The organism is Lactobacillus nasalidis (assembly GCF_016587775.1).
Classification (GTDB): Bacteria; Bacillota; Bacilli; order Lactobacillales; family Lactobacillaceae; genus Lactobacillus; species Lactobacillus nasalidis.
This window is the reverse complement of sequence record NZ_BOCG01000375.1, coordinates 1-367: the sequence shown is the minus strand read 5'-3', so window position 1 is coordinate 367 and position 367 is coordinate 1. Positions and strand designations below refer to the sequence as shown.

At 43.6% G+C, this 367-nt stretch carries 1 protein-coding gene; it reads right to left on the bottom strand.

Annotation, left to right across the window (positions count from 1 at the left end; translation table 11 throughout):
* Positions 1-33: 33 nt before the first annotated feature.
* Positions 34-367, bottom strand: a 334-nt coding sequence (locus lacNas_RS06970) for a zinc ribbon domain-containing protein (RefSeq protein ID WP_211762143.1), incomplete at its 5' end; no start/stop codon positions are given.

The window sequence follows — 367 nt, the reverse complement described above, 5'->3', positions numbered from 1 at the left end:
GGCCTTAGCCATTAACTCTCCTTTCTTTAAAATTTATAGCGCATGATTTAATTCTGGATGCTCAACCAGCGCTAGAAGGCTAAGCATCGCATTCTTGTCCCGATCTACGACTATGCCATAGTTCGGGCATTTTTCGTTATAGCAGACGTACTCATTGTGTTTAGTACCATGTTTCTTGTTTCCGTAAAGGGTGATCTTGTCATCACCTTTTTTGACATTACCACAAGCCGCACAACGCTGAGTAGACGGGTACAGCTTATTTGCCAGAATAAGTTCCTTACCGTACCAATCGCACTTGTAGGTCAAGATCTGCTTAAATTTGCCAAACATCGACCGGTGAACACCCTTTGAAGCTACGTGGCTCATC